General features: G+C 62.2%; 22 protein-coding genes and 1 tRNA gene. 16 read left to right on the plus strand and 7 right to left on the minus strand.

Annotation, left to right across the window (positions count from 1 at the left end):
* Positions 1-30 precede the first annotated feature (30 nt).
* The 3 genes from M2367_RS04215 (at position 31) to M2367_RS04225 (ending at position 3304) form a co-directional block, all read left to right on the plus strand.
* On the plus strand, positions 31-1011 hold the full coding sequence (locus M2367_RS04215) for an ABC transporter ATP-binding protein (protein ID WP_042042211.1): 981 nt from the start codon (positions 31-33) through the stop codon (positions 1009-1011).
* Positions 1012-2007, plus strand: a complete 996-nt coding sequence (gene oppF / locus M2367_RS04220; protein WP_042042210.1) for a murein tripeptide/oligopeptide ABC transporter ATP binding protein OppF — start codon at positions 1012-1014, stop codon at positions 2005-2007.
* Between the two features lie 343 nt (positions 2008-2350).
* The gene (locus tag M2367_RS04225) at positions 2351-3304 is read left to right on the plus strand and encodes a TerC family protein (RefSeq protein ID WP_259235905.1); all 954 of its coding nucleotides are present in this window, start codon (positions 2351-2353) and stop codon (positions 3302-3304) included.
* Between the two features lie 131 nt (positions 3305-3435).
* Here the strand turns inward: M2367_RS04225 and alr are convergent, their stop codons facing one another.
* The 5 genes from alr to M2367_RS04250 form a co-directional block, all read right to left on the minus strand.
* A complete protein-coding gene (alr, locus tag M2367_RS04230; protein WP_259235906.1) occupies positions 3436-4662 on the minus strand; it encodes an alanine racemase in 1227 nt (408 codons plus the stop codon).
* A 308-nt stretch (positions 4663-4970) separates the two neighbouring features.
* The gene (locus M2367_RS04235) at positions 4971-6242 is read right to left on the minus strand and encodes a dicarboxylate/amino acid:cation symporter (RefSeq protein ID WP_259235907.1); all 1272 of its coding nucleotides are present in this window, start codon (positions 6240-6242) and stop codon (positions 4971-4973) included.
* 187 nt (positions 6243-6429) lie between these two features.
* A complete protein-coding gene (locus tag M2367_RS04240) occupies positions 6430-6903 on the minus strand; it encodes a CC0125/CC1285 family lipoprotein (protein WP_259235908.1) in 474 nt (157 codons plus the stop codon).
* A 186-nt stretch (positions 6904-7089) separates the two neighbouring features.
* Positions 7090-7166 (minus strand) — tRNA-Pro (locus M2367_RS04245).
* 236 nt (positions 7167-7402) lie between these two features.
* Positions 7403-8746: a dihydroorotase gene (locus M2367_RS04250; protein WP_259235909.1), complete on the minus strand. Its 1344-nt coding sequence runs from the start codon at positions 8744-8746 to the stop codon at positions 7403-7405.
* Between the two features lie 78 nt (positions 8747-8824).
* Here M2367_RS04250 and M2367_RS04255 point away from each other — a divergent pair, with 78 nt between their 5' ends.
* On the plus strand, positions 8825-9700 hold the full coding sequence (locus M2367_RS04255) for a 6-carboxytetrahydropterin synthase (protein ID WP_259235910.1): 876 nt from the start codon (positions 8825-8827) through the stop codon (positions 9698-9700).
* A gap of 68 nt (positions 9701-9768) precedes the next feature.
* On the opposite strand, the gene M2367_RS04260 is transcribed toward M2367_RS04255, so the two are convergent.
* Positions 9769-11769 (minus strand): methyl-accepting chemotaxis protein, encoded by a 2001-nt coding sequence (locus M2367_RS04260; protein WP_259235911.1) that lies wholly within the window; start codon positions 11767-11769, stop codon positions 9769-9771.
* A gap of 261 nt (positions 11770-12030) precedes the next feature.
* Between M2367_RS04260 and hinT the strand changes: the two genes are divergently transcribed.
* The 9 genes from hinT to secF all read left to right on the plus strand — a co-directional run bounded on the left by hinT (position 12031) and on the right by secF (position 20057).
* Positions 12031-12381, plus strand: a complete 351-nt coding sequence (hinT, locus tag M2367_RS04265) for a purine nucleoside phosphoramidase (RefSeq protein WP_224430650.1) — start codon at positions 12031-12033, stop codon at positions 12379-12381.
* Between the two features lie 2 nt (positions 12382-12383).
* The gene (locus tag M2367_RS04270) at positions 12384-13781 is read left to right on the plus strand and encodes a COG3014 family protein (protein ID WP_259236207.1); all 1398 of its coding nucleotides are present in this window, start codon (positions 12384-12386) and stop codon (positions 13779-13781) included.
* Between the two features lie 52 nt (positions 13782-13833).
* Positions 13834-14235 (plus strand): YcfL family protein, encoded by a 402-nt coding sequence (locus M2367_RS04275; RefSeq protein WP_259235912.1) that lies wholly within the window; start codon positions 13834-13836, stop codon positions 14233-14235.
* Positions 14236-14328: 93 nt separating this feature from the next.
* The gene (gene lpoB / locus M2367_RS04280) at positions 14329-14925 is read left to right on the plus strand and encodes a penicillin-binding protein activator LpoB (RefSeq protein ID WP_042042199.1); all 597 of its coding nucleotides are present in this window, start codon (positions 14329-14331) and stop codon (positions 14923-14925) included.
* Positions 14915-15760, plus strand: coding sequence for a phosphotransferase (locus M2367_RS04285; RefSeq protein ID WP_259235913.1), 846 nt, complete (start codon positions 14915-14917; stop codon positions 15758-15760). The genes lpoB and M2367_RS04285 overlap by 11 nt, the downstream gene beginning before the upstream one ends.
* A gap of 9 nt (positions 15761-15769) precedes the next feature.
* Positions 15770-16627: a DUF6279 family lipoprotein gene (locus M2367_RS04290; RefSeq protein ID WP_259236208.1), complete on the plus strand. Its 858-nt coding sequence runs from the start codon at positions 15770-15772 to the stop codon at positions 16625-16627.
* A 165-nt stretch (positions 16628-16792) separates the two neighbouring features.
* The gene (locus M2367_RS04295; protein WP_259235914.1) at positions 16793-17191 is read left to right on the plus strand and encodes a hypothetical protein; all 399 of its coding nucleotides are present in this window, start codon (positions 16793-16795) and stop codon (positions 17189-17191) included.
* Between the two features lie 140 nt (positions 17192-17331).
* Positions 17332-19143: a protein translocase subunit SecD gene (gene secD, locus M2367_RS04300; protein ID WP_259235915.1), complete on the plus strand. Its 1812-nt coding sequence runs from the start codon at positions 17332-17334 to the stop codon at positions 19141-19143.
* Between the two features lie 2 nt (positions 19144-19145).
* Complete coding sequence (gene secF, locus M2367_RS04305; RefSeq protein WP_259235916.1) at positions 19146-20057, plus strand: protein translocase subunit SecF; 912 nt, start codon at positions 19146-19148, stop codon at positions 20055-20057.
* A 72-nt stretch (positions 20058-20129) separates the two neighbouring features.
* On the opposite strand, the gene M2367_RS04310 is transcribed toward secF, so the two are convergent.
* Positions 20130-20720, minus strand: coding sequence for a DUF924 family protein (locus M2367_RS04310; RefSeq protein WP_259235917.1), 591 nt, complete (start codon positions 20718-20720; stop codon positions 20130-20132).
* A 242-nt stretch (positions 20721-20962) separates the two neighbouring features.
* Between M2367_RS04310 and M2367_RS04315 the strand changes: the two genes are divergently transcribed.
* The 3 genes from M2367_RS04315 (at position 20963) to M2367_RS04325 (ending at position 25909) form a co-directional block, all read left to right on the plus strand.
* A complete protein-coding gene (locus M2367_RS04315; protein WP_042042192.1) occupies positions 20963-21895 on the plus strand; it encodes a DUF808 domain-containing protein in 933 nt (310 codons plus the stop codon).
* 257 nt (positions 21896-22152) lie between these two features.
* Entirely contained in the window at positions 22153-23931 is a 1779-nt protein-coding gene (locus M2367_RS04320; RefSeq protein ID WP_259235918.1) for a M3 family oligoendopeptidase, read from the plus strand.
* A 121-nt stretch (positions 23932-24052) separates the two neighbouring features.
* Positions 24053-25909 (plus strand): M3 family oligoendopeptidase, encoded by a 1857-nt coding sequence (locus M2367_RS04325; protein ID WP_259235919.1) that lies wholly within the window; start codon positions 24053-24055, stop codon positions 25907-25909.
* The last annotated feature ends 15 nt before the right edge of the window (positions 25910-25924 follow it).

A 25924-nucleotide genomic window follows, 5' to 3' on the forward strand; every position in this document is an offset into this window, starting at 1 on the left:
AAGAGCCACGAGGTTCGATAAGGAATTTTTATGAAATTACTGGATGTAAAAGATCTGCGGGTCGAGTTCAAGACCCCGGACGGCAATGTGGTGGCGGTCAACGATCTCAACTTCTCCCTCTCGGCCGGTGAGACTCTGGGAATAGTGGGAGAATCTGGTTCAGGCAAGTCTCAGACGGCCTTCGCCATCATGGGCCTGCTCGCCAAGAACGGCATCATCACCGGCTCGGCCAAGTTCCAGGGGGAGGAGATCCTCAACCTGCCGGAGCACAAGCTCAACAAGATCCGCTCCGAGAAGATAGCGATGATCTTCCAGGATCCCATGACCTCGCTCAATCCCTACATGAAGGTGAAGGATCAGCTGATGGAAGTGCTGATACAACACAAGGGGATGAGCAAGGCTGCGGCCTTCGAGGAGTCGGTGCGCATGCTCGATGCGGTGAAGATCCCCGAGTCGCGCCAGCGGATGAACATGTATCCGCATGAGTTCTCCGGTGGCATGCGTCAGCGGGTGATGATCGCCATGGCGCTGCTCTGCCGCCCGCAACTGCTCATCGCCGATGAGCCGACCACGGCGCTGGACGTGACGGTACAGGCCCAGATCATGACCCTGATGAACGAGCTCAAGCGCGAGTTCAACACCTCCATCGTCATGATCACCCACGACTTGGGCGTGGTGGCGGGGATCTGCGACAAGGTGCTGGTGATGTATGCCGGCCGCACCATGGAGTACGGCAAGGTCAACGACATCTTCTACCGTCCTAGCCACCCCTATACCGAGGGGCTGCTGCGTGCCATTCCCCGCCTCGACACCGAGGGGGAGATCTTGCCGACCATTCCGGGCAACCCGCCCAACCTGCTGCGTCTGCCCAAAGGCTGCCCCTTCCAGGAGCGCTGCCACAGGGCCAGCGAGATCTGCGGTCAGGAGTCGCCGCTCTTGCTGCCCTTCAACGATGGCCGCGCTCGCGCGTGCCACTGGGTATCGGATGCCATGGTCAAGGGAGTGAACTAAATGGGTACTGACAAGAAACTGCTGCTGGAAGTGTCCGACCTCAAAGTCCACTTCAGCATCAAGAGTGACAAGGCCTGGCCCTGGGCCAAGCCCTCGACCCTCAAAGCGGTCGATGGGGTGACTCTGCGTCTGTATGAAGGGGAGACCCTGGGCGTAGTGGGGGAGTCCGGCTGTGGCAAGTCCACCTTTGCCCGGGCGCTGATTGGCCTGGTGCCCGCCACGGACGGCAAGGTGGTCTGGCTGGGTAACGACTTGACCAAGCTCGATCAGAAGGCCCTGCGTGAGAAGCGCAAGGAGATCCAGATGATCTTCCAGGACCCGCTCGCCTCCTTGAATCCGCGCATGACCATAGGGGATATCATCGCCGAGCCCCTTATCACCTTCTATCCCAAGCTCTCCAGGAGCGAGGTGGAGGGCAAGGTGCGCGCCATGATGACCAAGGTGGGGCTGTTGCCCAACCTGGTCAACCGCTACCCCCATGAGTTCTCCGGCGGTCAGTGTCAACGCATCGGTATCGCCCGGGCCCTGATCCTCGAACCCAAGATGATCATCTGTGACGAGCCGGTCTCGGCGCTGGATGTCTCCATCCAGGCGCAGGTGGTGAATCTGCTCAAGTCCATCCAGAAGGAGATGGGGCTGTCGCTCATCTTCATCGCCCATGACTTGTCCGTGGTGAAGCATATTTCGGATCGGGTGCTGGTGATGTATCTGGGCAATGCGGTGGAGTTGGGCAAGGGCAAGGAGATCTACGCCAATCCTCTGCACCCCTACACCAAGGCGCTGATGTCGGCGGTGCCGGTACCGGATCCTGATCTGGAGCGCAGCAAGGTGATCCAGATCCTGGAAGGGGACTTGCCGTCGCCGATGAATCCGCCGTCCGGCTGCGTGTTCCGTACCCGCTGCCCGGTGGCCGGTCCCGAGTGCGCCAAGACCCGGCCTGTGCTTGAGGGGAACTTCGACCACGCCGTCTCTTGCCTCAAGGCAGACCCGCTCTGACGTATCGCCGTCATGCAGATAACAGGGCGCCTCTGGGCGCCCTTCTTTATGGATGCCCCTGCTGCTGCGGGGGGAGGCGCTGGGTACGGGCCGATCCGCTCATCGGATTGCTATATCTTTATCAGGCACTTGGCAGCACCAGGAGGGCCTGCTAGTATCCGCGGCACAAGGGGAGTAACTTCTCGCCGGTCTGTCGTCATTACGGTGTCTTTGCAGCGCAAAGCACCCGGCACCCGGGCAGCCAAGGCTGTAAGTGAGACCTTGCCGAGAGGCAAGGTGTATCTGCTCCAAACGCGAACCCATGCCTCCGGTCATGGGTTTTGTCGTTTTTAAGGAGGACACAATGGGTGAATGGTGGATGTGGTTGGGGTTCTTCGCCCTGGTGTTGACCCTGCTCTGGGTCGATTTACGTTTCGTGGGGGGCGGCAAGTCTCATAAGGTTTCCCTCAAGGAGGCGGGAGCCTGGTCCCTGGTCTGGGTGAGCATGGCGCTGCTCTTCAACCTGGCCATCTGGTACTGGGTTGATGTGAATATGGGTCGCGAGATGGCGAACCAGAAGGGGTTGGAGTTCCTCTCCGGCTACCTCATCGAGAAGGCACTGGCGGTGGACAACGTCTTTGTCTGGCTGATGCTGTTTGGCTATTTTGCGATCCCGGCCGAGCTGCAGCGCAGGGTGCTGCTGTACGGGGTATTGGGCGCCATCGTGATGCGGGCTGGCATGGTGTTTGCGGGCAGCTGGCTCATCGAGCAGTTCCACTGGATCTTGTATCTGTTCGGCGCCTTCTTGCTGCTGACCGGTGCCAAGATGCTGTGGGCGGCCGACAAGGAGCCGGATCTTGCCAACAACCCCTTGTTGAACTGGATGCGCCGTCGCGTCAAGGTGACCGAGCAGCTGGAAGGGGAGAACTTCTTCGTCTGGCGTGATGGTGTGCGCTACGCCACGCCGCTGCTGCTGATCCTGGTGCTGGTTGAAGTGAGTGACCTCATCTTCGCGGTGGACAGCATCCCGGCCATCTTCGCGGTGACCACGGATCCCTTCATCGTGCTCACCTCCAATATCTTCGCCATCATGGGGCTGCGGGCCATGTACTTCCTGCTGGCCGGTGTGGCCGAGCGTTTCAGCCTGCTGAAATACGGCCTGGCCTTCATCCTGATGTTTATCGGAGTCAAGATGCTGCTGCTCGACATCTTCAAGATCCCGACCGGGGTAGCCCTGGGGGTGGTGGCCAGCATACTGGTGCTCAGCATGGGGCTCAGCCTCTGGCTGACGCGCAAGCAAGTCAAATCGGCGAGCTGATCCGCAGCCCTGGCGCGCGGGTATAACGGCGGCGGTGCCAGAGGATAATGAAATGAAAAGGGCTCCTAAGGGAGCCCTTTTCTATGGGCATTGATTGCCCGCTCGCGCGCCGTGCCACAGGGGCGGCAGGATTAACGCTTGATGATGCGCGGGTTGCTGTAACCCCAGACGGTGTACATGTCCGCCAGCAGGGCGCCATTGTACTCTTCCAGATCTGCCTGTTTAATCTCGTTATCCCCCTGACGGCCAAACATCACCACCTCATCACCGGGTTTGACCCCCTTGATGTCGGTCACATCGACCATGACGGTGTTCATGGAGGTCTTGCCCACCACCGGGGCCTTCTGGCCGTTGATGAGCACGGAGGCCTTGTTGCTCATGGCGCGGCGATAGCCGTCCGAGTAGCCCATCGGCAGGTTGGCCAGCACGGAGTCCCGCTTGAGGGTGAAGGTGCGATCGTAGCCGACCGTGTTGCCCGCCGGGAAGTGACTGACTGCCGCTACCTGGCTCTTGAAGGCCATGACGCGTTTGTATTCGGTGTAGGAGGGGATGGAGTCGCCATAGATGAGGCCGCCCGGGCGAACCATGTCCAGATGTGCTTCGGGCACTTCCAGGGTGGCGAAAGAGTTGGCGCAGTGCAGGGTAAGCTTGCTGCGATCCAGCTTGCCCGCCTCGATCAGCCACTGGGAATCGAGCTTGAACTGGGCCAGACCCAGCTTGACGTCCTCTTTCTCCTCCACCGGGAAGTGGGTCATGATGCCGACCGGGGTGATCCCCTTGAGGCCGAGTATGGCCAGGGCTTCACCCTTGGCATCCTGGGCGCGCAGATCCAGACCGTTACGGCTCATGCCTGCCGAGTTGAGGCCAATGTGCACCGGTATCCGGGTCTGGTGGCGCTGGGCTATCTCGCTGATGATGGTCGCGTTTTCCAGGCCGCCGACCAGCTCTTCGAGCTTGTAAGGCACCGCCTGCTCGACTTCGGCCGGGGTCGCGGCGCGGACTCGCATCAGACGACCGGTGAAGCCCTTGTCCCGTGCCACGCGGGCCTCTTCGTTGCTGGCGATGCCGATGCAGGGGATGCCGGCGGCAACCACCGAGGGCACCAGCAGATCGATGCCGTGACCATAGGCGTCGGCCTTCATGATGGCGCAGATCTGCGGGCCCTTGTCACCGAGGCGAGTCTTGAGGGTCTGCAGGTTGTGATCGAAGGCTGCCAGATCCACTTCCAGCCAGGCATTGGCGGCGCTGTATTGCTGGCCATTGCGTTGATCGTCCGCCTGGGGCAGGTAAGGGGCGGCAACGGCCTGGCCAGCCATCAGGCCGAAGATCAGGGTCGCGAGCAGGGTTTTCTTGTTCATGGGATGTCCTGTTTTGTTGAGGCGAGGCGGCTGGGCATCGAGGGGCAGATCGGGATCCGCCCCTGGATGCTACCAGTGGCTAATAAATGCCTTGTTATTGATTTTTATGTATTTAACGGGGTTTGGACCCGGATGGGAGTGTACCGTATGGTGCTCTTTGTGGCACGTCTTTAGGTCACGTTTCCCTGAGGTGATCAGAGGCTGAAGGGGAGCAAGACAGGGGACAAATGCCCGGCTGTGCCCCGTCTCGGGGCGGGAGGGGGCACAGCCGGGCGTTGAGCCATTGACGGAGCGAACCTCGCCCCTCATCAAACGGGTTGGCGAGCCTCTTTCGAGGCGGCATGGGGCGCTTGGGTCTCCTCTTCCAGACAATCCTCGGTCTTGGCGATCACGCAGGCGGCGATGGCGTTGCCGAGCACATTGGTAGCGGAGCGACCCATGTCGAGGAAGTGGTCTATGCCGAGCAGCAGCAGGACACCCGCCTCCGGGATATGGAACTGGTTGAGGGTGGCGGCAATCACTACCAGGGAGGCCCGTGGCACCCCGGCCATCCCCTTGGAGGTGACCATGAGCAGCAGCAACATGGTCACCTGCTGGGCGAAGGAGAGCTCGATGCCATAGGCCTGGGCGATGAACATGACCGCAAAGGTGCAGTACATCATGGAGCCATCCAGATTGAAGGAGTAACCCATGGGCAGCACGAAGCTGGCGATGCGCTTGTCACAGCCGAACCACTCGAGGCGTTGCAGCGTCTTGGGATAGGCCGCCTCCGAGCTGGCGGTCGAGAAGGCGAGCAGCACGGGTTCGCGGATCAGGGCCAGCAGGCGCGGGGTGCGCTGGCGCAGGAAGAGGCTGCCCATGGCGATGAGCAGCAGCCAGAGACAGGCCAGGGCCAGATAGAACTGGGCCATGAAGCTGCCATAGGTGGCGAGGATGCCGAGCCCCTCCTTGGCGACCATGGCCGAGATGGCGGCAAAGACGGCAAAGGGAGCGAAATTCATCACATAGCCGGTCACCTTGAGCATGATCTCGGCGCTGCTTGCCAGCAGCATCACCACCGGCTTGGCGGCATCACCGAGTGCGGCGGCGGCCAGACCGAAGAACAGTGAGAACACCACGATTTGCAGGATCTCGTTGTTGGCCATGGCCTCGATCAGGCTCTTGGGGATGGCATGAGCGATAAAGTCGCGCAGGCTCAGGCTGGCGGCGCTGATGCCGCTGCTGGCGGACTCGGGTGGCAGAGGCAAGGAGAGGCCGCTGCCCGGCTGCATCAGGGTGACCATGAGCAGCCCCAGGCTCAGGGAGAGCAGGGAGGCGAGCATAAACCAGCCGAGGGTCTTGGCGCCGATCCGGCCGACGGTGCGGGTATCCCCCATCTTGGCGATACCGACCACCAGGGTGGTGAACACCAGGGGGGCGATGATCATCTTGATGAGGCGCAGGAAGATGTCGGTGAGCAGGGTGACATTGTCTGCAAAAGCGGGGGCTTCGCCGGGGGCAAAGAGTCGATAACCCTGACCGGTGGCGATGCCAAGCAGCATGGCGATCAGGATGGCGAGGGTCAGCTTGTTCATTTTCATGGGGAGAGATCCGGGCAACGCAAGGAGTCGGGATGGGGTGGCGAGTGCCACGACAGCCGTGCCAGATCGCCAGAGGAGGGCGATCACGGTTTGCAGCATGCCCAAAGGCGAGCACTAACACCAGCGTCGAGTCACACTTTTCATACTGGTCTTAGGTGTATTAAGGATGTTATTTAATTGATTGTTACTATTTACTGTTGTTAATTGTTATTTTATTGAGATATTCGGCTGACAAGCTGCCATCCCCCTTGGCCTGGTGACGCAGGCGCAGGTTGAGCAGGGCAGAGATGCGATGCTCGACATGCAACTGCTCCATGAAGGTGTCTGGCTCGTACTCATCGAAACCAAACTGAGGGCGACGGGGGGTCGCGCGCACGGCATCCCGGGCAATCTCCAGACTCAATACCTCTATCCAGCCATAGCCTCTGGACAGGGCCAGTTCCCCGGCGCGTTTGAGCACGTATTTGCGCGCCGTCTCCCTGTCCACCAGATCGTTGCCGACGAACTCTATCTGCCAGCGATCCGGGCCGAGCTGGGTCTGGGAGAAGCCAGTCTGACCATTCCACATTGACTTCTCACTGTCATAGGGGGTCGCGCAGCCGCCCAAGAGCAGGGCGCAGACCAGCAGGAGAGAGGGCAGAGGAGAACGACAAGATGGCATGAGATAAACCCTGGGCAGAGACGATAGCTGATCACAACACAGGGATCGGTTTTGGGCAATCATCCACCTGGCTGGAGGAGAGCAGGGAGAGGGTCAATGCCATCCGTGATGAGGGAAAAGGGGGAGGGGAAGGATCGCGGATAAAAAAAGGCCCAATCTGCTGATTGGGCCTTTCTCGGGGAATGATGGTCGGCGTGAGAGGATTCGAACCTCCGACCCCTGACACCCCATGACAGTGCGCTACCTGGCTGCGCTACACGCCGACTGCGTCAGCTTGGCTGACGGGGGCTGAGTTTATGGAGATGGCCCCCCCCTGTCAACCAGCAAACAGCGACTTTGACGCGTTCGCCTGCTTTGCACGCAATTAACGGTTAAAGGTCAGCCGTTTGCCCAATGGCAAGCCGGTGAACTGACCGTTTTGCCGGGTGATCTGCCTGTCATCTTCATGCCAATGGGGTTGGGAGCGACAGCCTTTGAATGGCTATCGCTTCCCTCGCTGTCAGCGGTTAAAGGTCAGCCGTTTGCCCAATACCTGGTCGGTGACCTGACCGTTCTGCCAGGCAATCTGACCATTCACCAGGGTCATCTCTATGCTGCTCTGGAAGCGATAGCCGTTGAAGGGCGACCAGCCGCACAGATAGAGCAGGTTGTCGTCATTGACCACATAGGGCTTGCCCAGATCCAGCAGCACCAGGTCGGCGAAGTAGCCTTCGCGGATGTAGCCGCGATCCTGCACCTGGAAGCGCTCGGCCACCGCGTGGGAGGTCTTCTTGACGATAGTTTCCAGGGAGAAGACGCCGTTGTGGTAGAGCTCGAGCAGGGCCTGCATGGAGTGCTGCACCAGCGGGATGCCGGACGGCGCCTTGAAGTAGCTGTTCTGCTTCTCTTCCCAGGTGTGGGGGGCGTGGTCGGTGGCGATGATGTCGAGCACATCGTTGCGCACCGCATCGAGCAGCGCGTGCTGATCGGCCGCGCTCTTCACCGCCGGGTTGCACTTGATCTGGCTGCCCAGGGTGTCGTAGTCCGCCTCGTTGAAGAACAGATGATGCACACACACCTCGGCGGTGATGTTCTTGTCCTTGAGCTCCTTCAAGTCCGGGCTGGCGGTGAAGAGCGACAGCTCTTTTGCCGTGGTCAGATGCAGCACGTGCAGTTTGGCGCCGTATTTTTTCGCCAGGCCCACCGCCATGCTGGAGGATTTGTAGCAGGCATCGGCGCTGCGGATGCGACCGTGCTCGCGCATCGGCACATCCTCGCCCCACTTGGCGCGGGCCTCGTCTTCGAGCACCTTGATAGACGGCGTGTCTTCGCAGTGGGTCACTATCATCACCGGACTCTCCCGGAAGATGGCAGCCAGGGTCTCCTGGTTGTCGACCAGCATGTTGCCGGTGGAGGCGCCCATGAAGATCTTGATGCCGCAGGACTGCTTGGGATCGAGCTTCTTGATCTCTTCCAGGTTGTCGTTGGTGGCACCCAGATAGAAGCTGTAGTTGGCGGCAGAGCCTTTGGCGGCGATCTCGTACTTGGCTTCCAGGGCGTCGATGGTGGTGGTCTGGGGATTGACGTTGGGCATCTCCATGAAGCTGGTGGTGCCACCGGCCACGGCGGCGCGGGACTCGCTCGCTATGGTGCCTTTGTGGGTCAGACCCGGCTCACGAAAATGGACCTGATCGTCAATCATGCCGGGGATCAGATGGCGGCCTGCCGCATCGATCACCACGGCGTCCGGGGCATCGATCTGGGGGGCGATCTTCTTGATACGCTCGCCCTCGATCAGCACATCGGAGGCGTAGATGCGCCCTTCGTTGACCAGGGTTGCGTTCTTGATAAGCAATGTGTTCATGGCGGGTCCAGTTCCTTTGTCGGTGAGCGCGGGTCATAATAGCGCAATCTGTCCCTACTCTGTAGCAAGGCCTGAGTAATGAAGTTATTTGTAAGAGATTTGACCGTGATCGACTCCAGCTACCTGTGTGAACGCCGTGGCATGGTGGGTGAGAGCTGGCTGGTGGACGTGGAGCTGGGCGGCGAGCTCAACGAGATGAGCATGCTGCTCGATTTTGGGCGGGTGAAGAAGCTTATCAAGGCGATCATCGACCGCGAAGTGGACCACAAACTGCTGGTCCCGGCAGACAACGCCCTGGTGCGCATCGAGAGTCTGGCCGGGGGCGAGCAGTGCGTCGACTTGCTGCGCCAGGGCAGCTCCATCCACCTGCGCTGTCCGGGGGAGGCCTTTGCCTTTATCCCCGGTGCCCAGGTCGACAAGGAGTCGGTGACCCGCTACCTGCTGGCGGTACTGGCCAAGGAGCTGCCGGGCAATATCCGGGATCTGTCGCTGACCCTGCGCCACGAAGCCATTGCCGGTGCCTTCTATCACTACAGCCATGGCCTCAAGAAACACGATGGCAACTGCCAGCGCATCGCCCACGGTCATCGTTCTCCCATCGAGATAGAGGTGGAAGGGGAGCGTGATGAAGAGCTTGAACAGAATTGGGCCGAGGGGTGGGCCGATATCTACCTCGGCACCGCCGAGGACGAAGTTCCCCTGGCCGAACTGGCCCTGAGCGCCGTCGCCGCGCCACTGCTTGGCGAGCAGCACATCGGTTTCAAGTATGTGGCCCCCCAGGGGCTGTTCCAGCTCGCCATGGTCAGAAGCGAGGTGGAGATGATCGACACCGACACCACCATCGAACTGCTTGCCCACCATATTGCCCGTGAAGTGAAGAAGCAGGTGGGGGACAAGTTCGTCAAGATTGTCGCCTATGAAGGGGTGGGCAAGGGCGCCATCGCCTACGCCTGATGCGCCATGGATAAACAACAAGGCCCCGAAAGGGGCCTTGTTGTTGCTGGGGGCGCCGTCAGAGGCGATCAGGCACTGAGCCGGAACCGCTTGACCAGGCTCTCCTGCTGCTCGGCCAGGGCATCGAGTTGCTGGCTGGTCTCGGCCACCCGGGCGATGCCCTGGTAGTTGAGATCCGAGATATCCGAGATGCGATTGAGGTTGGTGGCGATGTCGGCGCTGGTCGCCTGCTGCTGCTCGGCGGCCGAGGCTATCTGGCTCGACATGTCGCTGATGAGCACCACTATCCCCTGCACCTCCTCCATGGCGTTGTTGGCCTGGAAACTCTGGCTCATGCAGCTGTCCATCTCATGGGAGCACTCCTGCATCACGGTCACCGCCTTGGCGACCCCTTGTTGCAGGTTCTCTATCATGGTCTGGATCTCGCTGGTGGATTGGGAGGTGCGGCCCGCCAGACTGCGCACCTCGTCGGCCACCACGGCGAAGCCACGGCCCTGTTCGCCGGCCCGGGCTGCCTCGATGGCGGCATTGAGCGCCAGCAGATTGGTCTGATCGGCAATGCCGCGAATGACGTCGAGAATGTTGCCAATCTGGCCGCTCATGGTGCTGACCTCGGCGATGACAGCCCCGGTCTGCTGCAACTTGCCCGCCAGCTGGTGGGTGGTGCTGATATTGCCCGCCATCACCTGGCGTCCGGTTTCGGAGGCTTTCTCCACATCCATCACCCGCTCCAGGGTCTGGTTGGCCGCCTGGGCAACCTCGCGCACCGAGGCTTCCATCTCGGTCATGGCGGCGGCGACCGAGGCGGTCTCCTGACGCTGGGTCTCCAGATCCGCACGCACCGACTCCGTGGTGTGGCGGTTGCCGTGGGCGGCATCATTGAGCTGGGTCGAGGCCTGGCTCAGCTGGGTGAGGACCTCGCTCATCTGGGCGATCAGCAGGTTGACCTGACTGCCGAGCTGACCAAATTCGTTGCGGCTCTTGAAGCCGACCCGCAGTGTCATGTCCCCCTGGGTCACGTCGGTCAGTACCCGCAGCAGCTCCTTGAGTGGGCGGCGGATGGCCCGGCCCAGGGTGAGAGCGACCAGGATGGCGACCAGGATGGCGAGCACTATGCTGACCCCCTGGGAGAGGGTGCTGCGCTGCTGTACCTGTTCCGAGGCGGCAATGCTGGCATTCATCAGTTGCTGGCTCTGGGCCGTGATGGCATCGAGCTGTTCCTGGATGGCGATGATGAGCTGGCTGGCCTGCTTGCTCTTCTCCAGCAGGGCGGCTTGTTGCGTCATCAGGGCCTGATACTGGCCGAGCAGGCCGTCGCTGGCGGTGGTGTCGCGCACGAAGGCGCGCACGTTGTGACCGACGTCGTTGTCGAAGCTGGGCAGCTCTTTTTCCAGATCGGCGATGGTGCCGTTGAAGCCGCCAATCTGCATCTTGTTGCGCTTGAGCGCCGCTTCGATGGGGCCCGTCATGCTCTGATTGAGGGCATCCATGGTGGAGAGCTCGATGGTGGAGAGCTGGGTGGTCAGCTTCTCGGAGAGCATCTTGATAAAGCTGTCCTCTTGTCCCGCCATCATGTCGCTCAGGTTTTTCTTGAACTGGGGCAGGGTGACCTGGAATTGTCCCTTGGCCTGATTGACCTTGTGCAGCTGGCTGAGCAGGGCCTGGTGTTCGGTGGGCAGGGTTTGGGTCAGCGCCTGATAGCTGGCGACCTGCTCCTTGAGGGCGTTGAGCGGTGCTTGCAGTTGGGGCTCATTGCCGGCCTGGCTGCTCAGGGCCTGGAGGCGACCCTCGACCTCGGTCTGGGCGGCCTCAAGGGCGCTGATCTCTTCGGGTAGCGCCTTGGCATCTTGCTCGGTCAGCACGTCGTTGAGCCGCTTGTTGGCGCTCAGCAGGCTGATCTGGGTCTGGCTGCTGGCCTGCACCAGGGGCATGGATTGCTGGGTGACCTGATGCAGGGCCTGGCCGAGTGCGCGCTGGCTGTGAAAGGTGAAAGCAGAACTCGCTATCATCACGGCGACCAGGATGGCAAACCCGAGATAGACCCGCTGCAAGATGGAGAGGTCAGACATACTTAGTTTCATTATTGTCCCGCTGTGATGCAAAAGTCCCTTGCCTGAATCCCCCGTCCCTTTGTTACCCTACGGACTTCGTGGTGGGCACCGGGGATCCTTACTGTTCTCGCTATCGGTATTTTTAACAATAACTGAAGGCTTTGTGACAACGGCTGTCGCAAAAATCGCCCTGTGTCACACTTGGCGAAGCCCAGTGGGATGGAATGGGCTCTTTAGAGTCTTAATTTGAATTTTTCTTTTTAACGCAAGGAGTTATCCATGGCCGATGAAACCATTTTCAGCAAAATCATCCGCAGGGAAATCCCGGCCGAGATCCTGTATCAGGACGATCTGGTCACCGCTTTTCGCGACATCTTCCCCAAGGCGCCGACGCATATCCTCATCGTTCCCAATGTGCTGATCCCGACGGTCAATGACGTCGAAGCCGAACACGAGCTGGCCCTTGGCCGCATGTTCACGGTGGCGCGCAAGCTGGCCTCTGAGGCGGGCATCGCCGAGGATGGCTATCGCCTCATCATGAACTGCAACCGCCATGGCGGGCAGGAGGTGTATCACATCCATATGCATCTGGTTGGCGGTCACTCCCTGGGCCCCTTGCTCACCCTGTGAGGATGCGGTTGACCGGGCTGCGCCCCTTGCTGCTCTGCGCCGTTTTGGGGCTGGGCGGCTGCGCCAGTTGGCAAGACCTGTTCGTCTCCTATTCGGTGCAGATGACTCCGGTGCGCAATGCCCTGCTGCAGGGCAAGGCACTCGACGCCATCGGGGAAGTGCGTGAGCTCGAACCCGGCGATGATGGCTATGTGCTCAGCCGGTTGGAGCTGGGGCGTATCGCTTCGCTCGCCAATCAGGCCCCGCAAAGCCGCAGGGCCTGGGAGGCGGCGGACCTGGCCCTCAAGGCCGACGATGAGCAGGCCCGCTTTCGGGTGAGCCAGGGGCTGGCCCAGGCCGGCAGTCTGCTGACCAACGATCAGACCCTCGGCTATCAGACGCCAGATTACGAGCGCACCATGCTGCACCACTATCTGGCGCTGGATTATCTGCAGCGCGGGGATCTGGAAGGGGCCCTGGTCGAAGTGCGCCGCGCCAATCAGGTGCAGGAGCGGGCCCTGCGCGAGCGGGGTGATGAGGTTGCCAAGGCGAAGCAAGAGGCCAGTGTGCGCCAGGCGCTGTCGCGGGCGCCGGATCTCGACCGCCTCACCGGCCAGGTCAAGAACGGCTTCCAGAATGCCTATACCTTCTATCTGTCCGGGGTGCTCTATGAGGCGAGCGGGGATCTCAACGATGCCTGGGTAGACTATGGTCGCGGCCTGGAGATAGCCCCGGATAACCCGGCCCTGCAAGGGGCCATGCTGCGTCTGGCACGGCTGCGCGGCTCGGCTGCGGAGTTGGCGGCCACCGAGCAGCGCCTCGGTCGCAAGGCTCCGCCTCTGGTGCGGGGGCAGGGTAGGGTGGTGGTGCTGTTCGAAGATGGGCTGATCCCGGCCCGCCGCGAACTCTTCCTGCCACTGCCGCTCTTTACCTCAAGGGGGGATTTTCGCACCTTTACCGTGGCCATCCCCTACTACGATAATCGCGGCGCCGAGGTGGGGCCGCTCAGTGTCGGGGTGGGCAACCAGGCAGGCAGCACGGCGCCCCTGGTGCGGCTCGAAGCCCTGGCTGCCAAGGATCTGCAGGAGCGACTGCCCGTCATGTTGAGCCGTCAGGCGCTGCGTCTGGTCGCCAAGGAGCAACTGCGCCGCAGCGCCGCCAAGGAGGGGGGCGATGTGGGCAACCTGGTGGTCGGCATCTTCAACACCTTGTCTGAGCGGGCCGACACCCGCAGCTGGCTGACCCTGCCTGCCCAGGCATCGAGTTGGGACGCGACGCTTCCCCCGGGCTCGCAGCAGTTGCAGTTAGGATCAGGCAGTGGGAGCAAGACCCTGCCCATCGAGGTGCGTGCCGGGCATACCACCCTGGTGTGGGTCAACCGGCTCGGTGCCAATCTCGTCACCCGGGTGATGATGCTCTAATCCCCCCCAGGCCGGGTGCCTGGGGGGGAGATATTCATATGAGGAGTAGAAGATGAAACGAATCGTCCTGGCTTGCGGCCTCGCCTTGGGGCTGTCGGCCTGTGCCACCAACACCAGCGGTGTTGCCCTGTCGGCGCCAAGTGGCGGCGCGGCCCAGATGCAAGTGGGTAACAGCACTCTTGACCTGCACCTGCGCGAGCTGGCCAGGCGCCAGCAAAATGGCCTGATGCAGGTCAACGTGGAGATAGTCAATGAGCGCCGTGGCGACAATCCTCTGCAATACCTGTTCTACTGGTATGATGCCAGCGGCCAGGAGGTCGCGTCTGATGGCCGCGGCTGGACGCCACTCGTGCTCCATGGCCAGCAGGTTCGGACACTGTCGGCCCTGGCGCCGACCCTGGATGTGAAGGGTTATCGGCTCTCCGTCCGTGAAGTGATTGAAGAATCGAACTGATGAGCTCCTGCCGCCGTGCGGCGGTGGCTTGAGGTGTCAGGCACCAGGGGTGCTGACACCTTGCATGTACTTAGTGATTGAGGAAACGAATCGATGAAGATGAATCATGCCTTGCTTATCCTGGGCGGCGCCCTGCTGCTGGGCGGCTGCTCCAGCACCACCGTCAGCTATGGCGATCCGACGGCCACCGAGACGGTGACCGTGGATTACGGCTCGAGCGACTTGCAAGCCATCGCCGACAAGATGGCGGATTCCATGTTGAGCTCGCCGGCGACCAGTGAAATCACGGCAGGGGGCCGCCCTGTGATGTTCATGGACTCCATCCGCAACAAGACCTCGGAGCACATCGATACCGAAGCCGTGAGCGACACCATCCGCACCAAGTTGCTGCGCTCCGGCAAGTTCCGTTTCGTCGACATGAGCAAGGTGGCGGCGGTCAAGCAGCAGCTCGAATATCAGCAGAGCAGTGGCATGGTGGATCCCGCTGCCATGGTACGGCTTGGCAAGCAGACCGGTGCCCGCTACATGGTCTATGGCAACCTCAGCAGCATCGTCAAGGACAACGGCAAGGTGAAGGATGTCTACTACCAGATGACCATGAACCTGATGGATCTGGAGAGCGGCGAGCTGGAGTGGGCCGATCAGAAAGAGATCCGCAAACAGGCGAAGACATCGACCTTTGGCTGGTAATGAACAACAGCGCCTGCTGGCGAGCCTGCCCGCTCCCTGGCGGGAGGGGCGGCTCGAACCACTGGGGCTCGGGCTGACCAATAGCAACTATCGACTGCGCCTCCCCTCGGGGCGCAGTTACTTTTTGAGGCAGGGTCACCCAGAACCGGCACGCCTTGGCATCGACAGGGCGACCGAATGGCAGCTCTATCGGGGGGCCATGGCCGCCGGGCTGGCACTGCCTTGCCATTATGGGGACCCCGATCGCGGCATACTGCTGCTCGACTGGTGCGAGGCGCCGAGCTGGGCGCAGGCTCCCCTCCCGCAGCGTCAGGCGTTGCCCGCCCTGGCTCGGCTGCTGGCTCGGCTTCATCAACTGCCGCTGCCGACCGTCAGGATGGCGGTGCGCGCCCATGCCCGGGGCTACCGCGAGGGGCTCAAGGCACCCCCTCCCTGGCTCGACAAGCTGGAGGCGCCTCTGCTCGCCAGCCGGGAGCCGGACGGTTGCTGGCTCCCTTGCCATCACGATCTCAATCCGGCTAACTTGTTGGGAGAGCGACCCTGGGTCATCGATTGGGAATATGGCGCAGCGGGTCACCCCGGTTTCGAACTGGCCAGCATAGTGCGCACCCATGGTTGGGGTCTGGAGGAGATGGCAGCGCTTGAAGACTGCTATCTTGAAGAAATTGAACGGCTTGCCCTGGGCCAGACGCCACGTCCCCTGGATTTTCAGGGGGCGGCCTTTCTGCCCTGGGTCGATTACATCGCCCTGTTGTGGGCCCTGCTCATGGCCGAGCAGGCTCCCGATGCGGCCTATGCCGAGCTGATAGCCCATCATCGCCAACGACTGGAGTAACCCATCTTGATGACACACCCTTGGCGCAAGAAAACACGAGTCTGGCTGGCGGGTCTGGCCTGCCTGCTGCTGGTCGGTTGCTCGACCCGGGTCATCTACTACTGGCTTGACGTCGGCATCGTCTGGCAGCTCGATGACTATTTTTCCCTGAGCAGCAGCCAGAAGAGGCTGCTCGATCAGGAGGTGAAGGGGTTGATGAGCTGGCACCGTCAGCATGAGTTGCCGCGCTATGCCAAGGATCTTGCCGCCCTCTCCCGGGCGGTGGCGAGTCCCATGACACCGGCTCAGGTCTCCCGACATCTGGATGTCACCCAACAGAGCCTGACCCGTACCCTGGAGAACACCATACCGCGGGCGGTGCGGCTGGCTCGCACCCTGACCGATGCCCAGGTCGATGCTTTCATGAAAGACAGGCTGGCGCGACAGCAGGAGCGGGAGCAGGATTTTGCCAAGGATCCCAAGGAGAAGGTGCTGCGCGAGTCGACCGAGAAGATGAACAAGCGATTGGTATTCTGGATAGGCGAGGTCAAACCCGCCCAGGCGCCCCTGGTGGCCCGCTGGGTTGAGTGGCAATACGAGATGATGCCGCCCTGGATTGAGTACCAGAGAGCCTGGGTCGGCGAGCTGGATCAGCTGCTCAGGCAGCGTGCCAGCCCCGACTTCGAGCAGCGGCTCACCAAGCTGCTGGCCGAGGGGGATGGTCTGATGGACGGCCGTTTCACCGGTTATACCGAGCAGTCCCGCCAACGTACCGTCCAGTGGTTGAGTGACTTGAGTGGCTCCCTGGATCTCAAGCAGCGTGCCCACCTTTACAGCTTGCTCAAGGGTTATGCCAGCGACTTCGAACAGATGACCCAAGGTAAATAGCGCCATTTATCACAGGGTTGCTCGGGTCGGTAGGGCAAAGGCCGGTCCGTTCAGCCCTTGCTGCCGACGAGCCCCTGTGATAGCTTGCCCACAGTGGGCGCCAGCTCACACTTTTTTCGGAGCCTTATGTCGTCCCATCGTCCAAATACAGTGAAATGGATAGTGATGAGCCTGCTCATCGCCTTCATGCTGCTGTTTTCTACTCTTCGAGTGGATGGACATCTGGTGGCTGCTCCCCAGGAAACATCCCTCTCCCAGAGCGCCTTCCATGGTGCGAGCACACCTGAGGAGGGAGCCGTCAAGTTTATCGGCACCCATCAGAGCCATCTGCAGCGGCTGGAACACTCCCTGCGCAACCATGGCGACAGGCAAGATCGCGACTATCAGCTCATCCATGACTGGTCAGCTGCCGTCAGCCTGCTACTGCTGGGGGGCCTGTTGCTCTGCCTCCCGCTGCTCTATCAGAAACACAGCTTCAGAGACAAGTTCAGGGGCATACATCGCCGCTGGCTCTCCCGCCGACACCTGCAATACCGCTTCTCCCAGAGCGCCGTTCACGGCTGATCTTCGGTCACATCAGGGTAGTTTCCCTCGCTGACCGACGGGCTCGTCCATCGGACGCCAGCCCCCATTTCGATTGATTTTCTGCGTCTGCTGCGACTATCGCGGCGATCGCCATGCCTGTTTCGAATTGGATCCTTGCCATGAACAGTGTGAGAAAAAAACCGCGCCTGCTGCACAACCGCACCAGCGCCTGGCAGTACGCCTTGTTGCTGCTGATGTTATTGACCTTCGGTTTCTATTCCCTGCCCACCTTCTTCGGTGAGCAGCCTTCCCTCGGCCTGCATGGCCAGTCGAGCCTGAGTGCCAGCGATGCCAAGCTGCTGGCCACAGAGGGCATAGTGCTGCAGCAGACCATCGCCTCGGCGGACAAGCTGGAGCTGGTGTTTTCCGATCAGGGGGATCAGCAAAGAGCCAAGCAGTTGCTCGAGCAGCAGGGCCATGACAGCGCCGCCCTGACCCTGGAGTTTCATGCCAAGGCGCCGACCTGGATCAGCCAGCTCGGCGCCACCCCCATCAAGCTGGGGCTGGATTTGCGGGGTGGCTCGCAGCTGCTGATCGGGGTCGATCTGGACTTCGTGCTGGAGAATCAGACCAAGAATCTGGTGGATAACCTGCGCACCGGTCTGCGGGAAGCCCACTTGCGCGGGGGCAATGTGAGCCGGGTAGCGACCGGGGAGGTGCGCATAGTGCTGCCAGAGGGGACGGAGCAGGGCGCCTGGCTCACCCTCGTCAAGGAGAGTGGCGGTGTGCGTCAGGGCCAGTGGCTGCTGACTCGATCGGGCCAGCAGCTGACCCTCAAGATGAGCGAGGCCGAGCGCACTCTGCTCGCCAATAACGCCGTCACCCAGAACCTGTCGATCCTCAAGAAGCGCATCAATGAGCTCGGCATCGTCGAGGCCTCGGTGCAGCGCCAGGGTCAGGATGGTATCCGCATCGAGCTGCCCGGGGTCCACAACCCCCGTCAGGCCAAGGAGGTGATTGGCGCCACGGCATCCCTGGCCTTCTATCAGGCCAAGCCGGACAGCCGCTTTGTCATGACCGACAAGGAGGGACGCAGCGTCGGGCTGGATCGCAAACCGGTGTTGACCGGCGATCACATCGTCGATGCCCGTGCCAGCATGGGAGAGATGGGGCAGCCTCAGGTCGGCATAGTGCTCGATGCCCTGGGGGGCAGCAAGATGAGCCAGTTCAGTCGCCAGCATGTGGGCAGCCCCATGGCAACCGTGTTCACCGAGTACAAGACGGGCAGCAGCGGCAAGTTGCGGGCTCACAGTCAGGTGATCAACGTGGCCACCATACAGACGGCGCTCGGCAACCAGTTCCGCATCACCGGGCTTGGCAGCATGCCGGAGGCACAAGAGCTCGCCATGCTGCTGCGCGCCGGGGCCCTGACCGCGCCCCTCAAGATCCTGGAAGAGCGCAGCATAGGCCCCACTCTTGGGATGCAGAACATAGAGGCGGGCTTTAGCGCCCTGGTGTTTGGCATGGTCGGCATGATGGTGTTCATGTTGTGCTGGTATCGCAAGTTTGGCTGGGTCGCCATCACGGCGCTGTTTGGCAACCTGTTGATGCAGGTGGGCATGCTGGCGGTGTTGCCCGGCGCCGTATTGACCCTGCCCGGCATCGCCGGTCTGGTACTCACGGTCGGCATGGCGGTGGATACCCATGTGCTCATCTTCGAGCGGGTCAAGGACAGGTTGCGTGAAGGTGCCAGCCTGGCGGGAGCCATCGATTTTGGCTACCGCTCGGCCTTCAGCACCATCTTCGACGCCAACATCACCACCCTGATCAGTGCCGTGGTGCTCTACGCCATCGGCTCAGGCCCGCTGCAAGGCTTCTCCATCACCCTGATCCTGGGGCTGGTTTCCAGCATGATCACCGGTATCTGGGGCACGCGCGCCATCATCAATCCCATCTGGGGCAAGAGCAGCCAACGGCTGCAGAGGGTTTAATCATGTTTCATCGCTTCTTTTCCATGAGCCTGACCCGCTGGCGTTATCTGGGGCTGGGCCTCTCCGTGCTGCTCACCCTCGCCAGTCTCGGGCTGCTGGCCATCAACGGCCTGCAACTGGGACTGGATTTCACCGGGGGCATCTTGCTGGAGTTCAAGATCCAGACCCTCAAGGATGCCCATGAGATCAATGCCTTGCTCGGGGAGTCTCTGCGCGCCCTGGTGAGCCTGCAACCGGCCGGGGTCCCCGGTGAGTGGCTGATCAAGCTCCCCCCCGAGGGGCTGACCATGCCTGCCCAGGAGCTGGCTGATCGGCTGGCGACTCAGCTTGGCCTGCCGGTCGAACTGCTGCGCACCACCATAGTGGGCCCCCAGGTGGGCGCCGAGTTGTTCCAGCAGGGGATGATGGCGGTGCTGGTGGCCTCTATCGCCATCTCCGTCTATCTGGCGTTTCGTTTCGAATGGCGTCAGGCCGTCGGCATCTTGCTGTCGGTGCTGCATGATGCCGTGGTCGCCCTGGGGCTGCTTGCCCTGTTCCATATCGAGTTCGACCTCAACGTGATCGCCGGCCTGATGGCGGTGATCGGCTACTCCCTCAACGACAGCATCGTCATCTCGGACAGGCTGAGGGACATCTTGAGCTCCCGCACCCGGTTGGGGATGCATGAGTGCAGCGATATCGCCATCAAGGCGACCTTCAGCCGCACCATGATCACCTCGGGCACCACCCTCTTTACCGTGGGAGCCCTGCTGCTGTTTGGCGGCGATGCCCTCCATGGCTTCGCCTTCACCCTGTTCGCCGGCATTTTGACCGGTACCCTCTCCTCCATCACGGTGGCCTCCACGGTGCAGGAGCTGCTGGGGCTGAGCCCTGCGGCTTACCAGAAGAAGGAGGCATTGCCCGAGGCGGCTTGAACGAGCTGCAATCCAATGCGTACGAAAAACGGGCCTTTGGCCCGTTTTTCAATGGCAATGAGGGGCGGCCAGTCAGAAGCCCGAGCCCGGCTGCGTGAGAAAGGCGCTCTCCTCGGTCGTATTGGGGCGGCCCAGAATGGCATTGCGATGGGGGAAGCGACCGAATCTGTCCACTATCACCTGATGGCGGCGGGCAAAATCGAGGTAGCCCGCGAAGGTCGAGCCGGGCTGCTCGGCGGCCAGGGCGTCGAACAGGGCGACACTGCGCGCCTGATGTTCCCGCTGCTCCGAATGCTCGAGGGGCAGGTAGTAAAACACCCGCGCCAGGGGGGAGAGTGCCTTGTCCACCCCCAGGGACAACCCGGCCAAGGTGAGGGCCAGGGCCTTGGCGTCCTGCGCAAAAGAGCCCGGGGTGCCGCGGTGAATGTTGCGCGGCAACTGGTCCAGCAGCAGGATCAGCGCCAGCCGCCCGGTGGGCACCTCGGCCCAGTGGGCCAGGGTACCGGCGCTTGCTTGCTCGGCCAGCGCGCCAAAGCGTTGGCGGATCAGGAGGTCGGTGTCGCGGCTTTTACCCCACCAGAGCGGGGCTTGTCGCTTGGCACGGCTGGCATCGTCGGTGTCATCGCCAAACCAGAAATCGAGCAGAGGCTGCCAGGGTTGCATGGAAACTCCTTGGGCTAGAGGGGGAGTGAGTGCGGATGCAGCAAAGGACAAACGACTCAGGGGTGCTGCCGAAACGGCGGCTTCTCGTTACACTGTGCCATCTTTAGTCCGAAATAAGGAAGCCACCATGATGCCTGGAACCCGCTCGTTGGCCGAGATGGCGCAGATCACCAAGGGAGTGACAAAGAAGAGTGTCTCGCTACCGATGGATTTCCCCGCCACTGACATGAGGAATAATTGATATGGCCGGAGCCAGTCTGCTGACCCTGCTCGATGATATTGCGACCGTGCTCGATGATGTCGCCCTGATGACCAAGGTCGCCGCCAAGAAGACGGCGGGTGTGTTGGGGGACGATCTTGCCCTCAATGCCGAGCAGGTCTCTGGGGTGCGCGCCGAGCGTGAGCTGCCGGTGGTCTGGGCCGTGGCCAAGGGATCGTTTCGCAACAAGCTGATCCTGGTGCCCGCCGCCATTGCCATCAGTGCCCTGATCCCCTGGCTCATTACTCCGCTGTTGATGCTGGGGGGCGCCTATCTCTGTTTCGAGGGCGCGGAGAAGCTGGTGCACAAGTTTCTGCCCCACCAGGAGACGGCGGGTGAGGATGTGCAGGGGAGCGCCGCATCTCATCCTCCTATCGAGGACCTGGTCGGCTATGAGCAGCAGAAGGTAAAGGGGGCCATTCGAACCGACTTTATCCTCTCCGCCGAGATCATCGTCATTGCCCTTGGCACGGTGCAAGGTACCAGCCTGAGCTTGCAGATTGCCGTAGTGGCGGGGATAGCGCTCTTGATGACGGTCGGGGTCTATGGCCTGGTGGCCCTCATCGTCAAGCTCGATGACATCGGCTTGCACCTGTTGAAGAAACCGGATGGCGGCCTGTTGCGTCAGGGGTTGGGCCGCGGCTTGCTGGCGGTGGCCCCCAAGTTGATGCACCTGCTGGCGCTGGTGGGCACCATTGCCATGTTCATGGTCGGTGGCGGCATCCTGGTCCATGGCTGGCCCTTCGTGCACCACCTGGTCGAGGGGGCGGCGGCGAGCGTGCAGACCCTGCCGACGATGGGCAGCGTACTGGGTGCCCTGACGCCGACCCTGCTCAATGCCCTGATCGGTGTGCTGGCCGGTCTGGCATTGGTGGCGCTGATGAGCATGGTGAGCAGGCTCAAGCCCGCCAAATAACACCGCCAGCAAGAGAGGCGGTGGCGCTTGCCTCTCTTGCGCCTCCCCATACTCAGTCACGCCGTGATCAAACAGTACAGAGTGCGCCCCGCTGGTCGGGGCGCACTGCTTGCTGGCGTTCCCTGGCTATCAGGGGCGGGTGGCGCGCATATATGGGGGATGGTCAGGGGGCCGGGCTTCTCCTAGCATGCTGGCCAGCCTCTCGTCAGAAGAGGTTTGTCATGGATGCAGACAACGCGACACAACCAAGGAGCCTTATGAACCGCATGATCTGGCGTGATGAGCACATCTTCGCCGCCCCCGACTGCCCGGCCATTGACCAGCAGTTTGCCGACGCCGAACCGGCCCTTCATCGTCTGGAGTGCCTGATCGCCGAACTGGCCCACCGCCATGAGCCGGCCGCCCTGCGTGCGCTGCTGCGCGCCATTCGCGCGCAGACGAAAGGGCTGACTGAACTTGCCTGGAATAGCGGCGTCTATGGCTATAACCTACTCAGTCGCAACGGCCAGGACGAGGCGGCCAAGACCCTGTTATCCCGAAGTACTCGTCTCTCGTCGCGCCTGGCGCAGGTTACCAAACCGGTGACCCTGTTCTGGCTGGAGGCTGCGCCGGCGCTGGTCGAGACGTTGCTTCAGGATCCGGAACTGTTCGAGCTGGCGCACCAGGTCCGTCATCAGCGTGAGCTGCAAGATCAGCAGTTGGGTCTGGCCTGCGAACAGCTGCTGGAGGGGCTGGCGGTGGATGGCCTGCAGGCCTGGGGCGAGCTCTACGACAGCCTGGTTGCCAAGCTGATGCCGCAGATAGCGGGGGAGTGCATGGGGCTGGCCCAGGCCAGCAACCTGCTCAGTCATCCGCAGCAGGCACGGCGCAAGGCCGCCTGGTTTGGTATTCGCGCCGCCTGGGAGGAGGAACAGGAGACGGTGGCCGCCATCCTCAATGCCATCAACGGCTGGCGCCTGGAGCTCGCCCGCCAGCGGGGAGGGCAGCGCCAGCTCGATGCCCTGGATCTCTCCTGTCACCAGAGTCAGATCAGTCGCCAGACCCTGGATACCCTCTTGAGCGTGACGCGGGAGCGCCGCACCCTGGGTCAGCGCGCCCTCAAGGGCAAGGCACTGGCATTGGGATTGCGCGATTATGGTCCCTGGGATCTCTATGCACCGGCGCCGGTGAGCGAGCCCAAGCTGATCGGTTTTGAGCAGGCCATTACCCTGATTGCGGAGATCTTCGCCGAGTTTGACCCCGAGATGGGGGCCTTCGTGTTGATGATGGCCGAGCGCGGCTGGATAGATGCGGCGCCGAGCGAGCACAGACGCAGCGGGGCTTACAGCACGGAGTACGCCCATCCCGCCGAACCCAGGGTCTTCATCACCTATGAGGGGACAGTGGATAATCTGACGACCCTGGCCCATGAGCTGGGCCACGCCTGGCACAGCTGGTTGCTGCGTGACCTGCCGCTGGAGCAGCGTGACTACCCCATGACCCTGGCGGAGACGGCCTCGCTGTTTGCCGAAACCCTGGTGCGTGACGCCCTGTTCGAGCGCAGTCAGGAGGTGAGCGAGCGGCGCAACATCGCCTCGATGGACGCCGACAGTGCCGCCTCGCTGCTGGTCGATGTCCCCGCACGCTTTGAGTTCGAGTTGTCTCTGGTGGCGGCCCGCCGCGAAGGCTATGTCGGGGCCAGTCAGCTGAGGAGCCTGATGAAGTCGGCCATGGAGCAGTGGTATGGTGACAGCCTCAGTCGCCATGACGATCTGTTCTGGGCCAGCAAGGGTCATTTTTCCATTTCCGAGGTGGGTTTTTACAACTACCCCTATCTGTTTGGCTACCTGTTTGCCCTCAGTCTCTATGCCCAGAAGGTGCGGGAAGGGAGCGGCTTTGCCGAGACCTATCGCGCCCTGCTCACCGACACCGGCAGGATGAGCGCCGAAGATCTCATTGCCAAACACCTGGGGGTGGACATCCGGGAGCCCGACTTCTGGCACGAGAGCCTGAACTACGTGGAGGAGGGAGTCGAGCGCTTCGAGCGCTTGATCTGAGCCCTGCCTCCCTTGCCAACCTATGGGTGGGCTGCGCCCGCTGAAGAGGGGGCGCAGCCCTGCTTGGGTGCCCCTTCACCAGCGGATGTGTGCCCGCAACCCGCCTGAAAAGAGAGAATCGATGCGCCAAGATACCGTCTATCCCCAATGCTGGGACAATCAACACATCTATCCCGGCCTCGATAGCCTGGAACTGGAGGCCGATCTGGCCCAGGCTCGCAGCCGTCTCATCGAACTGGCTGATGTGATGGGCGAGCTGGAGACGGCGTGCGAGGAGCCGGCGGCGCGGCTGGCACTCCTGCGCAAGGTGCGCCAGCGCGCCCAGGGCATTCGCAACATCGGCTGGAATATCGCCGTGCTGGCAGCCAGTGCCGCCAGCCAGAATAGCCGGGACCCGCTGGCCAAAACCCAGGCCTCTCGCGCCCGCGCCCTCAATGCCGACTTGTTCAAGACCCTGGCGCCCATGGAGCAGTTGCTGCTCACCCTGCCGGACGTCGACTTCGAGGCGCTGATGAGAGACCCCCTGCTGGGGGAGGAGGCCTTTCGGCTACGCCACGAGCGGCGCCTGGCGGATCAACGGCTGCCGGTGGCGGCGGAGCAGCTGGTCATTGGTCTGGGCAGCGATGGCCTGCACGCCTGGGGCAACCTCTACAACGAGCTGGCGGGCCGACTGCGGCTGCGCGTCGATGACCGCGAGCTGGGACTGGCCCAGGCCAGCAACCTGCTCGGCAGCGCCGATCGCGCCGTGCGCCTGCAAGCCCAGGCGGCCATCAGTGCCGCCTGGGAGGCAGAGCAGGAGACGGTGGCCGCCATCCTCAATGCCATCAATGGCTGGCGCCTGGAGCTGGCTCGCCAGCGCGGCGCCCAAGCCGGCCGTCCTCTGGATGCCCTGGCTCTCTCCTGCCATCAGAGCCGCATCGAACCCGTGACCCTGGAGGCCATGATGAGCGCCACCTATGCGCGGCGTGAACTGGGTCAGCGCGCGCTGGGGGTGATGGGGCGTCGGCTCGGCATCAACCGGATGAGCGCTGCGGATCTGGCCGCCCCCGCACCGGCAGCTTCGGGGCCAGGCATCCCGTTTGAGCAGGCCATCGAGTGGATAGCCGAGGCCTTTGCCAGCTTCGATCCCGAGATGGGGGAGTTTGCCCGCATGATGGCCGAACGCGGCTGGATTGATGCGGCGCCGAGCCCTGGTCGCCAGAGCGGCGCCTACTGCACCAAGTTTGCCGATCCCGTCGAGCCCCGGGTCTTCCTCACCTATGAGGGCAGCATGAGAAACCTGGTGACCCTGGCCCATGAGCTGGGGCATGCATGGCACAACTGGTTGCTGCGCGACTTGCCCATGAGCCAGCGAGCCTATCCCATGACATTGGCGGAGACGGCCTCCATCTTCGCCGAGACCCTGGTGCGTGGCGCCCTGTTTGAACGCGCCGAGGCGGGGGATCGGGACGCCATCGCCTGGATGGAGGCCGACAGCGCCGCGACCTTCTTGCTCAATATCCCGGCCCGTTTCGACTTCGAGCAGGCCCTGGTGCGCGAGCGGGCCCAGGGCTATGTGGGCAGCGCCCGGCTCAAGGAACTGATGGATGAGGCGTGGGGGCGCTGGTACGAGCAGAGTCTGGGGGAGTACTTCCCGCTGTTCTGGGCCGCCAAGGGGCACTTCGCCATCCCGGGGCTGGGTTTTTACAACTACCCCTATCTGTTTGGTTACCTGTTCAGCCTGGGGGTCTATGGCCAGTTGATGGCGCGCAAGGCGCGGGGGGAGGCGGGGGTGGCGCAGGCCTATCGCGCCCTGCTGCGCGACACGGGGCGCATGAGCGCCGAGGCCCTGGTGCTGGAACATCTGGGGCTGGATATTCGCACCACCGCCTTCTGGCAGCAGAGTCTGGACAGAGTGGAGGAGGCGGTGAACCGTTTTGCCGACTTGAGTCAGGAGCTGTCCGGGGCCACCGAGGTTGCAATGTCCGGGGCGCGATAGCCTGGGAGGCCGGCT

The sequence above is a fragment of the Aeromonas sp. BIGb0445 genome, assembly GCF_024809075.1.
GTDB lineage: Bacteria > Pseudomonadota > Gammaproteobacteria > Enterobacterales > Aeromonadaceae > Aeromonas > Aeromonas rivuli.

Bases quoted from the DNA above. Each gene is read 5' to 3' on its own strand.
- M2367_RS04215 (WP_042042211.1), top strand. From the start codon at position 31: ATGAAATTACTGGATGTAAAAGATCTGCGGGTCGAGTTCAAGACCCCG.
- oppF (WP_042042210.1), top strand. From the start codon at position 1,012: ATGGGTACTGACAAGAAACTGCTGCTGGAAGTGTCCGACCTCAAAGTC.
- M2367_RS04225 (WP_259235905.1), top strand. From the start codon at position 2,351: ATGGGTGAATGGTGGATGTGGTTGGGGTTCTTCGCCCTGGTGTTGACC.
- alr (WP_259235906.1), bottom strand. From the start codon at position 4,662: ATGAACAAGAAAACCCTGCTCGCGACCCTGATCTTCGGCCTGATGGCT.
- M2367_RS04235 (WP_259235907.1), bottom strand. From the start codon at position 6,242: ATGAAAATGAACAAGCTGACCCTCGCCATCCTGATCGCCATGCTGCTT.
- M2367_RS04240 (WP_259235908.1), bottom strand. From the start codon at position 6,903: ATGCCATCTTGTCGTTCTCCTCTGCCCTCTCTCCTGCTGGTCTGCGCC.
- M2367_RS04250 (WP_259235909.1), bottom strand. From the start codon at position 8,746: ATGAACACATTGCTTATCAAGAACGCAACCCTGGTCAACGAAGGGCGC.
- M2367_RS04255 (WP_259235910.1), top strand. From the start codon at position 8,825: ATGAAGTTATTTGTAAGAGATTTGACCGTGATCGACTCCAGCTACCTG.
- M2367_RS04260 (WP_259235911.1), bottom strand. From the start codon at position 11,769: ATGTCTGACCTCTCCATCTTGCAGCGGGTCTATCTCGGGTTTGCCATC.
- hinT (WP_224430650.1), top strand. From the start codon at position 12,031: ATGGCCGATGAAACCATTTTCAGCAAAATCATCCGCAGGGAAATCCCG.
- M2367_RS04270 (WP_259236207.1), top strand. From the start codon at position 12,384: ATGCGGTTGACCGGGCTGCGCCCCTTGCTGCTCTGCGCCGTTTTGGGG.
- M2367_RS04275 (WP_259235912.1), top strand. From the start codon at position 13,834: ATGAAACGAATCGTCCTGGCTTGCGGCCTCGCCTTGGGGCTGTCGGCC.
- lpoB (WP_042042199.1), top strand. From the start codon at position 14,329: ATGAAGATGAATCATGCCTTGCTTATCCTGGGCGGCGCCCTGCTGCTG.
- M2367_RS04290 (WP_259236208.1), top strand. From the start codon at position 15,770: ATGACACACCCTTGGCGCAAGAAAACACGAGTCTGGCTGGCGGGTCTG.
- M2367_RS04295 (WP_259235914.1), top strand. From the start codon at position 16,793: ATGAGCCTGCTCATCGCCTTCATGCTGCTGTTTTCTACTCTTCGAGTG.
- secD (WP_259235915.1), top strand. From the start codon at position 17,332: ATGAACAGTGTGAGAAAAAAACCGCGCCTGCTGCACAACCGCACCAGC.
- secF (WP_259235916.1), top strand. From the start codon at position 19,146: ATGTTTCATCGCTTCTTTTCCATGAGCCTGACCCGCTGGCGTTATCTG.
- M2367_RS04310 (WP_259235917.1), bottom strand. From the start codon at position 20,720: ATGCAACCCTGGCAGCCTCTGCTCGATTTCTGGTTTGGCGATGACACC.
- M2367_RS04315 (WP_042042192.1), top strand. From the start codon at position 20,963: ATGGCCGGAGCCAGTCTGCTGACCCTGCTCGATGATATTGCGACCGTG.
- M2367_RS04320 (WP_259235918.1), top strand. From the start codon at position 22,153: ATGAACCGCATGATCTGGCGTGATGAGCACATCTTCGCCGCCCCCGAC.
- M2367_RS04325 (WP_259235919.1), top strand. From the start codon at position 24,053: ATGCGCCAAGATACCGTCTATCCCCAATGCTGGGACAATCAACACATC.